This is a genomic window from Staphylococcus sp. HMSC65H10 (assembly GCF_001839185.1).
Taxonomy (GTDB): Bacteria; Bacillota; Bacilli; order Staphylococcales; family Staphylococcaceae; genus Staphylococcus; species Staphylococcus simulans.
In genome coordinates, this window is sequence record NZ_KV840337.1 from 1 (window position 1) to 346 (window position 346).

1 pseudogene is annotated in these 346 nt (G+C 33.8%); it reads left to right on the top strand.

What is annotated here, in order from left to right:
- Positions 1–20: 20 nt before the first annotated feature.
- Positions 21–346, top strand: a pseudogene (locus HMPREF3270_RS06005) (hypothetical protein); the annotation flags it as partial.

A 346-nucleotide genomic window follows, 5' to 3' on the forward strand; every position in this document is an offset into this window, starting at 1 on the left:
CCAACTATTATGACAATCCTATGAATGCACATCTTCATTTACAACTACGACCGAAAGGTACTAACTTGAAAGATGAAAAATTAGAAGTGTGTAGTGGTATTCCAATTGAAAAATACGATATTAGTAAATTGAATGCAAAGCAAGATAAATCTAAGAATGGAAGTGAGAAACAATTGAAACATATTTATTCTAACCATATCGAAGGTAATAAAATTACAGCTCCAAAGCCAAGTGTTCAAGGTGTGGTTATCCATAATGATTACGGAAGTATGACACCTTCTCAATATTTGCCATGGTTATACGCACGTGAAAACAATGGTACACATGTTAATGGTTGGGCAAGTGT